This is a genomic window from Streptomyces sp. NPDC048411, assembly GCF_040704695.1.
In the GTDB taxonomy this organism is placed as follows: domain Bacteria; phylum Actinomycetota; class Actinomycetes; order Streptomycetales; family Streptomycetaceae; genus Streptomyces.
This window is the reverse complement of sequence record NZ_JBEZKL010000206.1, coordinates 1-8,516: the sequence shown is the minus strand read 5'-3', so window position 1 is coordinate 8,516 and position 8,516 is coordinate 1. Positions and strand designations below refer to the sequence as shown.

10 protein-coding genes are annotated in these 8,516 nt (G+C 68.5%); 7 read left to right on the top strand and 3 right to left on the bottom strand.

The features are described 5' to 3' along the window. On the top strand, positions 1-159 hold a 159-nt coding region (locus tag AB0915_RS36710; RefSeq protein ID WP_366695390.1), incomplete at its 5' end, for a DUF742 domain-containing protein. A gap of 31 nt (positions 160-190) precedes the next feature. On the opposite strand, the gene AB0915_RS36705 is transcribed toward AB0915_RS36710, so the two are convergent. Then, positions 191-766 (bottom strand): TerD family protein, encoded by a 576-nt coding sequence (locus AB0915_RS36705; RefSeq protein WP_366138704.1) that lies wholly within the window; start codon positions 764-766, stop codon positions 191-193. Positions 767-914: 148 nt separating this feature from the next. Beyond that, positions 915-1,079, bottom strand: a complete 165-nt coding sequence (gene tatA / locus AB0915_RS36700; RefSeq protein WP_366695386.1) for a Sec-independent protein translocase subunit TatA — start codon at positions 1,077-1,079, stop codon at positions 915-917. A 237-nt stretch (positions 1,080-1,316) separates the two neighbouring features. On the opposite strand from tatA, the gene AB0915_RS36695 reads away from it, so the two are divergent. Further along, positions 1,317-2,753, top strand: a complete 1,437-nt coding sequence (locus tag AB0915_RS36695) for an LCP family protein (protein WP_366695388.1) — start codon at positions 1,317-1,319, stop codon at positions 2,751-2,753. Between the two features lie 185 nt (positions 2,754-2,938). Here the strand turns inward: AB0915_RS36695 and AB0915_RS36690 are convergent, their stop codons facing one another. Beyond that, positions 2,939-3,304 (bottom strand): metalloregulator ArsR/SmtB family transcription factor, encoded by a 366-nt coding sequence (locus AB0915_RS36690; protein ID WP_366695384.1) that lies wholly within the window; start codon positions 3,302-3,304, stop codon positions 2,939-2,941. A 331-nt stretch (positions 3,305-3,635) separates the two neighbouring features. Between AB0915_RS36690 and AB0915_RS36685 the strand changes: the two genes are divergently transcribed. The 5 genes from AB0915_RS36685 (at position 3,636) to AB0915_RS36665 (ending at position 8,420) form a co-directional block, all read left to right on the top strand. Beyond that, positions 3,636-4,274, top strand: coding sequence for an ATP/GTP-binding protein (locus tag AB0915_RS36685; protein ID WP_366695382.1), 639 nt, complete (start codon positions 3,636-3,638; stop codon positions 4,272-4,274). Positions 4,275-4,391: 117 nt separating this feature from the next. Next, a complete protein-coding gene (locus tag AB0915_RS36680; protein ID WP_366695380.1) occupies positions 4,392-4,805 on the top strand; it encodes a roadblock/LC7 domain-containing protein in 414 nt (137 codons plus the stop codon). A 130-nt stretch (positions 4,806-4,935) separates the two neighbouring features. Continuing rightward, positions 4,936-5,931, top strand: coding sequence for a DUF6397 family protein (locus AB0915_RS36675; protein WP_366695378.1), 996 nt, complete (start codon positions 4,936-4,938; stop codon positions 5,929-5,931). Positions 5,932-6,134: 203 nt separating this feature from the next. Further along, positions 6,135-7,487, top strand: a complete 1,353-nt coding sequence (lysA, locus tag AB0915_RS36670; RefSeq protein ID WP_366695376.1) for a diaminopimelate decarboxylase — start codon at positions 6,135-6,137, stop codon at positions 7,485-7,487. Positions 7,488-7,496: 9 nt separating this feature from the next. Further along, complete coding sequence (locus AB0915_RS36665) at positions 7,497-8,420, top strand: LysR family transcriptional regulator (RefSeq protein ID WP_366695374.1); 924 nt, start codon at positions 7,497-7,499, stop codon at positions 8,418-8,420. The last annotated feature ends 96 nt before the right edge of the window (positions 8,421-8,516 follow it).

Below are 8,516 nucleotides of genomic sequence, written 5' to 3'. Positions count from 1 at the left end.
CGATCGCCCCCCCCCCCCCCCCCGGGGGCCCTCGTCCGTGTACTCCTCGGAGATCTGCTCGAAGCCGGTCATGTGCAGGTCAGCCGCCCCGTACCGCCCGCGCAGCTGCCGGACGAGAGGATCCTCCGCGAGGTGATCAACGGCCTACGGGCACTCTGAAACCGCTGCTCAGGAGCGCGACTTCGAGCGATCAGACATTGACGCCGTAGTCGGACGCGATACCGGCCAGCCCCGACGCATACCCCTGTCCCACCGCGCGGAACTTCCACTCCATACCATGCCGGTACAACTCGCCGAAGACCATGGCCGTCTCCGTGGAGGCGTCCTCGCTCAGGTCGTAACGGGCCAGCTCCACGCCGTTCGCCCGATTGACCACGCGGATGAACGCGTTGCGGACCTGGCCGAAGCTCTGCCCACGGCTCTGTGCCTCATGGATGGAGACCGGAAAGACGATCTTTGCCACATCCAGCGGTACGCCGGCCAGGTCCACGTTGATGGACTCGTCGTCGCCCTCGCCCTCGCCGGTCAGGTTGTCACCGGTGTGCTGCACCGAACCGTCCGGGCTGGTGAGGTTGTTGTAGAAGACGAAGTGCAGGTCCGAGAGGACCTTCCCGGCGTCGGAGCACAGCAGCGCACTGGCATCCAAGTCGTGATCGGCGCCCGTCGTCGTCCGTACGTCCCAGCCCAGGCCGACCGTCACTGCGGTCAGCCCCGGTGCCTCCTTCGACAGGGAGACGTTGCCGCCCTTGGCCAGGGTCACACCCATGAACTTCCTCCGTTGGTCCAGTGATCCGTTGATCAGCGCTTCTTCCGCCGTTACCGCGTCAACGGCGGTTCCTTACCCAGGGTTCCCTGATTGCGCAAGCCATGAAATGGCGGGCGCGGCGCGTACCATACCGTGCCGCACCCCCGGCTCACTGCGCGTCGGTTTCCTTCATCGCCTTCGCCTCACTCTTCAGGATCCGCAGGGATTTGCCCAGGGCGCGGGCGGTGTCCGGCAGTTTCTTCGATCCGAACAGCACGATCAGAACAACCGCGACAATCAACAGGTGCCAGGGCTCCAGGCCGTTGCGCAACATCTGGGTTCCGTCCTTCTTCTCGGACTGCCGGAATTGGTGGATCCGGTCGGCTGTGGGTAGGTCTGGTGATCCATTCGCGCAGCGATACTTGCCACGTTGCGCAACTGTACAACCGTGGGGTGGGGTCGGACGTCTTCCTCCATGGAAGCGGGAACCGATAGGACGGGGTGACCAATGACAGGCAGTCGCAAGGTGGCGGCGAGCGGGGGGCGGGGCAGCCGGCTCGGGCGCACCGCCATGACGGGACTGTCCTTTCTCGTCCTGCTGGTCGCGGGGGTCGGCTGGGGCTACCTCAAACTGACCGGCCAGATCGACACCTTCGGCGCTGACGGGATCTCGGGCGACCGGCCACCCGCCTCGTCGACCGGGCAGAACGTCCTTGTCATCGGATCGGACACCCGCTCCGGCGCCAACAGGAAGCTGGGCGGCGGCAAGGGTACCGTGGGGCGCTCCGACACCGTCTTCCTGCTCCATGTGTACGCCGACCACCGGCACGCCGTCGCCGTGTCCATCCCCCGTGACTCCATGGTCGACATCCCGGCGTGCAGGACACCCAACGGCGAGTGGACCGCACCGCAGCACCGCGTCATGTTCAACGGGGCGTTCTCAGTGGGTGAGACTGCCGAGGGAAACCCGGCCTGCACTCAGAACACTGTGGAACACCTCACCGGCCTGCGCGTCGACCACACCGTCGTCGTGGATTTCTCCGGCTTCTCCAAACTGACCTCCGCCGTCGGCGGAGTCCCGGTCTGTCTGCCGCAGGACATCTACCAGCAGGACCTCAGCCCGAACCGGCCCACGCGCGGCGCACTGGTCTTCGCCAAAGGGCCGCAGACCGTCTCCGGGCAGCGGGCGCTCGACTACGTGCGGATCCGGCACGGCATCGGCGATGGCTCCGACATCGGACGGATCAAAAGGCAGCAGGCTTTCATCGGCTCTCTCATCAAGAAGGTCAAGTCCCAGGGACTGAACCTGACCACCCTGCTGCCGCTCGCCGACGCGGCGACTGACTCGATGACCGTGGACCCCGGACTCGGATCGGCCGACCGGCTGCTGAAGTTCGCCATGTCGATGAAGAACATCGATCTACGCAACACCCGGTTCGTCACCGTCCCGTGGCGTTACGAGGGCGCGCGCGTCGCGATCGTCGAACCGGAGGCCCACGCTCTCTGGGCGGCGCTCAAGGCCGACCGGACGATCGACGGTCAGGACGCCAGCGGGCACGCCAAGGGCGGCCGCAGCGCCAAGAGGCCGGACGAAGGGTCGCCGTCGCCCGCCGCCAACGCACCCGTCTCCGGTACGGGCGTCAGCCTCGCCGTCTACAATGGCACCACGGTCAATGGCCTTGCGGCCCGCGCCGCCGAACTCCTGCGCGCCCACGGCTTCACCGTTACCAGTACAGCCACCGCGAGCAACCAGGACCGCGTGTCGACCGTCATCCGGTACGGGCCGGGGCTGGAGGCCGAAGCGGAGACCACCGCGCGCCTCTTCGCCGGGGCACGGACCATGGCATCCGGCACCGCGGGCATCCAGGTGATCCTCGGGACGTCGTACGCAGAGCATCCGTCGCCCGCTGCCGAGGCCACGCCGACACCCAGCGTGGCTCCTTCCATCATCGGCGACGGGGCGCGGTCGGCCGACGAAGACCTGTGCAAGGATCTCTCGTACGGCTGACCGAGCGCGATCAGCTGTCCAGCGAACGCAGTACCTGCAGCGATGGCAGTTCGGCCCGACCCGGCCCTACCGCTGTCGCGTCGGTGGAGGCGATCCGGCCGGCCGCCGTGCTCGTTGTCGGTACGGCGACGGATGGGGTGCAACCGTCGAGATCGCCGGGGCCGGGCCCTGCGGTGGCGCTGCTCTCAGGCACCGAGCTCACGCAGGCGTACCGGCTGTGCAGGCGTGTGCCCGGCGCGTGCAGCGAGCTGGCCGACCATCAGCCGTACCACCGTCACCACATCAGGATCGTCGACCAGATACACCTGGCGGCGGCCTTCGCGCCGCGAGCGTACGAGACCAGCGAGTTTCAGCTTTGTCAGATGCTGGCTGACCGAGGGCAGCGTCCCGCCCACCCGCTCCGCCAGACCGGTCACATCGCTCTCGCCCTGGGACAGCGCCCATACGATGTGCAGGCGCGCAGGCGTCGCCAGCAGACCGAAGGCGGCGGCCGCTTCCGCCAGCACCTCCGCGGGCGGATCCACGAAGTTGCCGCCGACACCTGTCGACACTCTTGCTCTCCTGTCCACCCGGACCGTTTCCAGCGCCTCGAAGCGACAGTGTAGGCGGCAGTCGTGGTCGGCCCCAGGATCGAGGTCCGACCCCCTGGATCGGTTGCGGCTCGAACATGGTTCGAATTCGGCTCGAATAGTGACCTCGTGCAGACATCGAACGATCCCTGTTCGACCACTAAGGTCAAAAACCGATCACGTTGCTCGGGACCGACGGCTGCTTGCCATGCTGTCCACCGTACTGCTGCCCACAGATATCGAACCGAGCCCGCCAAGACGGCTCTGAACTGCGCTTTTACGTCTTGAGGCTCACGGGTGAGAGAAGTGATCGATGCCTTCCGAGCACGCTGGCAGAACGGGCGGGGAGACCGTCGAGGGAACGGCCGGAGAGGCCGTGGACACCGACGCGCTCGCATTGAAGATATTGGTCGCCGGCGGGTTCGGGGTCGGCAAGACGACTCTGGTCGGTGCGGTGAGCGAGATCCGGCCGCTGCGGACGGAGGAACTCCTCAGCGAGGCCGGACAGTCGGTCGACGACACCGGCGGAGTCGATCACAAGACCACCACCACCGTTGCCATGGACTTCGGACGTATCACCATCCGGTCCGGTCTCTCGCTCTATCTGTTCGGCACACCGGGACAGGACCGCTTCTGGTTCCTCTGGGACGAGCTCTCCCAGGGGGCACTCGGAGCGGTCGTCCTCGCGGACACCCGGCGGCTGGAGGACTGCTTCCCAGCCGTCGACTACTTCGAACACCGCCGGATCCCCTTCGTCGTCGCCGTCAACTGTTTCGCGGGCGCCCGCGCCTACGACGAGCGTGAGGTGTCCCGTGCGCTCGACCTGGACCTGGGCACACCCGTCGTGCTCTGCGATGCACGCGACCGCGACTCCGGCAAGGACGTTCTCATCCGCATGGTGGAGTACGCGGGCCGCATGCACACGGCCCGGCTCCTCGACTTGGTCGGCTGACCCCTGTCCGGACGACGAGCACAAATCGGCGGGGCGGTTGCCCCAACGTGCGCTGTGCGCAAGGCTTACGCGTAAACGTGGGGCACGGGGAACGTATGAGCGGGGAGGAGCGGGGAAATGGCGCTGGACAGGGAGCTTGACTGGCTCCTCGACGATCTCACCGGCCGGGTCGAGCACATACGGCACGCGCTGGTGTTGTCGAACGACGGCCTGGTGACGGGGGCGAGCACGGGCCTGGCACGTGAGGACGCGGAGCATCTCGCCGCGGTCTCGTCGGGGCTGCACAGCCTCGCGCGAGGCTCGGGACGGCACTTCCGGGCAGGAAGAGCCAGGCAGACGATGGTGGAGTTCGACGAGGCGCTTCTCTTCGTGACAGCCGCGGGAGACGGCAGCTGCCTCTGTGTGCTGACCGAGGCCGAGGCCGACGTCGGTCAGGTCGCCTACGAGATGACACTGCTCGTGAACAAAGTCGGAGAGCATCTGGGGGTCACCGCGCGTCAGGGCGCCGGCGGAGAAGTCAACCGGCTCTGACGGTTCGGGTCCTTTCTCGACTGCACCTTTCGCCCGGCCTGTGGGCGTTGTCCACAGGCCGGGCGAAAGGCTCTCTCCCCGGTTACGGTGATCACAGAGAGTCACCGCAGCTGTACGGGGGAGGATGACCATGGCCATGACGGACGCGACGCGTGCCGCGGCACCGGGCGCAGGATCTCGGCATGCGCAGAACGCCTCGACGGACATCGACCCGACGGACATCGATCCGACGAAGGTCGATCCGTCGAAAACTGATCCGACAGAATTCGACCGGACGGAAGCCGGCGCGACGGTGGCTGCAGGGAGGGCAGCGCAGGAGCTGAACCTGAAGCGCGGGGAATTCGAGCTCGCCGTGCACCTGGGCATCATGCGGATCGTGGCGGCGGAGGCTGGTGGCAGGCCCAGGGTGAGTCGGGAGGAGATCGACCGGCTGCGGTCGGGGGACGGGTTCCCGGACGCAGTGCGAGAACGGGTGCGGACGATGGGGACAGCAGAGGGCGCGCGGCTCCTCGGCATCAGTCCGGTCCGCTTTACCAGGCTGGCCAGGGCCGGATGCATCACCCCTGTAGCGTTCTACCTCAACCGGTACCGGGCGATTGTCTGGCTCTACCTGGCCGACGAGCTCCTCGGGTTCGCGGCCGGGGCGCCGCAGCTGCTGACCGGGAACAGCCCAGCCTGGATGCGGACATGTCTGGGCGCAGGAACCGACTGGCGGACGCGCAACTGGCGCTCGCACCGGATCGAGCGCCTGCTGAGGCGCACGGAGGATCCCTGGGCGCGGGCTGCGGTGCTTGCCTGCGCGCTGGATCCGGTGCAGCTGGCAGAAGTGGTCGACGATCCGTACGAGCGTGCGTACCTCAAGAAGGTCCAGCCCGGTCCGGTCTTCGGACCACCCGGATCCATCGCCGCTCGCGACACCGTGACACACCTGATGCGCGCCGACGACCCGGACGAGATCCTCTGGCGCCGGGTCAATCTCGCCCTGGAACTGGACAGCGCGCGTGAGGCCCGCCCGGCACCTCATCCAGGGAACGACCGGCGGAATGTCGAAGTGAACGCCTCGGTGCTCGGCCAACGAGCCGCTGCGATGGGCACGGTGTGCCAGGCCCTGGACGTCGCAGAGTAACGCGTGACCACCGGACACCGAGGCGTCAGGGCACTGATCACCACACGGTGCCGACGCTCTCCAGGCGGGGCGTCGATGCATCGCCGGGCCCATCGAACGACGCGAGCAACGAATTCCATGACGCTCAGCCATAGAAGAATGCGCTTTTGTGACCCCCGTGCAGGCCGCAGGATGGCTGCAAGCCGGCTTCCGGGGAGGAACGCATGACGTCAGCCATCGAAACGGGTCTGCTGCCCTGCACGTCCGAGGTCCGTCCAGAAGGGCTGGCCGTCGGAGGGGTCCTGCTCGCCGACCTGGCACAGCGCTTCGGAACACCGCTCTTCGTGTACGACGAGGAGCATCTGCGCCGACGCTGCCGGGAGGCGGTTGCCGCCTTCGGCCGGGACAACGTCGCCTACGCCTCCAAGGCGTTTCTGTGCACGGCCATGGCTCGACTGGCCCATGAAGAGGGGCTGTTGCTCGATGTCGCCTCCGGTGGCGAGCTACGGGTCGCACTGCACGCGGGTGTGCCGGCCGGGCGGATCGTGCTGCACGGGAACAACAAGGACGAGGCGGAGCTGCGCACGGCCATGACCGCCGGGGTCCGACACGTGGTGGTCGACAGCTTCGACGAGATGGACCGCATCGAGCGCCTGCGGGCCGAGGAACACCTGCCGCCGGCCCGGGTGCAGTTGCGCGTGGCGCCCGGTGTCGCCGCCGGCGCTCACGAGGCCATCCGGACCGGTGGCAACGACTCGAAGTTCGGCTTCGGCCTCGTCGGCGGAACCGCCTCGGCCGCAGTGCGGCGGGCCTCCGGCTCCTCGGCGATGATCCTGGACGGCGTCCACGCACATGTGGGTTCCCAGGTCCTGGACACGGCGGAACTCGCGGCGGGCGCCGCGGCCGTCGCACGGTTCGCCGTGGAGTCACGGGTGCGCCGGCTCACCGTCGGCGGCGGCCTGGGCGTTGCCTACGAGACGGGGCAGACCCCACCGTCGTTCGCTGACTGGGCGGCCCGGGTGCGTACCTCGGTGCGTGACGCGGGCTGGGGCGACGAAGTGACCGTGGAGCCCGGCCGGTCCATCGCCGCCCGCGCGGGGCTGACCCTCTACCGGGTGGGCACGATCAAGCGCATCGCGGGAGTGCGGACCTACGTCAGTGTCGACGGCGGTATGAGCGACAATCTGCGCCCCGCCCTGTACGGCAGCCGGTACGAGGCGTTCTTGCCGCGCTGCCCACACGCGCCTCGACCGTTGCGGGCACGACTGGTCGGCAAGCACTGCGAGAGCGGCGACGTGATCGTCGACACCGCCGCACTGCCCGCCGATGTGGGTGTGGGAGACCTTCTGGCCACGCCGGTCACCGGCGCTTACGGATACGCCATGGCCTCCAACTACAACAAGTTGCCGCGCCCCGCTGTCGTCTTCGTGGCGGACGGGCGTGCCCGCACCGTGGTGCGCCGCGAGACCGAGGAGGACCTGCTGCGTCTGGATGTGGACGAGGACGCCGGGCTCCTGGCGCCTGCGGCGATGGTGCGGTCCGGTGCCGTGGCGACGCAGTGCGTCGGCAGGGCCTAACCTGACCCGATGCTGAACAGTGCCCGCCTGCTCGTCCTGCTGGAAATAGCCCGCACCGGCACCATCGTGGCCGCGGCCCGGGCGCTGCATCTGAGCCCGTCCGCGATCTCACACCAACTCGCCCGGCTGGAGCAGGAGCTCGGCGTGGCGTTGGTGGAACGTCAGCCGCAGAGCCTGCGGCTGACGGCAGCCGGTGTGCGACTGGCCGAGCACGCGCAGGCCGTCGCCGACCTGATGGCCGTCGCACAGGACGACCTGCGGGCGCACTCCGAAGGCGAGGCCGGTCTCCTGCGGCTGGGCTTCTTCGCCTCCTCTGGCCTTGAACTGCTGCCCCGGGCGCTGTCGGCGTTCGCGGCGAAGCGGCCTCAGGTCGAACTGGAGCTGATCCTGGGGCAGCCGCACGAGCTGGTGCCCGATCTGGAGGCGGGCCGGCTGGATGCCGCGGTCGTCTTCGAGCATCCGATGGACCCGTGGTGCCGGCAGGCGACCGTGAGTGTGGAGATGTTCTTCGACGAGCCGCAATTGGTGGTCCTCCCCCTGCGGCACCGCCTCGGGCGGTGCAGCGCGGTCCGGCTCGCCGCCCTGGAGGGGGAGAGCTGGATCGGCACGCACGGCGGCCACACAGGCGAGCCGGTTCTTGAGCGCGCGTGTGCGGCCGAGGGGTTCCGGCCCCGGGTCCGCTGCCGCAGCGATCATTACCAGGTCACGATCAACCTGGCGCGCGCGGGCATGGGTATCGCGCTCGTCCCGGCTCTCGGGCTCGGCGACACCACGGGCGTGCACGTCTGCCGACTGGACCACCCCCAACTGCACCGGCGCATCGGGGTCGCCACCCGGCCCACCAACCGCAACCCGCTGCTGCGGATCTTCCTCGCGGAACTGCGCTCGGCCGCAGAGGAGATCCGGTCACTGCTGGAGATGCAGTGGTCCTGACCGGCTGACCGTGCTGCCGCCTGCGCCCGACGGGCGGGCCGCACCCCCCTGTGCCGGGGGTCGGGGTGCGCCCCAGGTGGTCACGACGGGCGGGCC